This window comes from Maribellus luteus (genome assembly GCF_003576475.1).
Classification (GTDB): domain Bacteria; phylum Bacteroidota; class Bacteroidia; order Bacteroidales; family Prolixibacteraceae; genus Draconibacterium; species Draconibacterium luteum.
This window is the reverse complement of record NZ_QWGR01000167.1, coordinates 249-586: the sequence shown is the minus strand read 5'-3', so window position 1 is coordinate 586 and position 338 is coordinate 249. Positions and strand designations below refer to the sequence as shown.

Here is a 338-nt window from a genome sequence, read left to right as displayed (position 1 = left end):
GAGGCCGAGGGCTTCGAGAAGTTCCTGCACAAGCGCTTCCCCGGCACCAAGCGCTTCGGCCTGGACGGCGGCGAGGCCATGGTCCCGGCCATGGAGCAGATCATCAAGCGCGGCGGCTCGCTGGGCGTGAAGGACATCGTCCTGGGCATGCCGCACCGCGGCCGCCTGAACGTGCTCGCCGCCGTGATGGGCAAGCCCTATCACGTGATCTTCCACGAGTTCCAGGGCGGCTCGTCCCTGCCGTCCGACATCGAGGGCTCGGGCGACGTCAAGTACCACATGGGCGCCTCGTCGGACCGCACCTTCGACGGCAACAGCGTCCACCTGTCGCTGACGGC

The 338-nt window shown here is 68.3% G+C and carries 1 pseudogene; it reads left to right on the top strand.

Annotation, left to right across the window (positions count from 1 at the left end):
* Positions 1-338 (top strand): annotated as a pseudogene (locus tag D1614_RS28440) (2-oxoglutarate dehydrogenase E1 component); the annotation flags it as partial.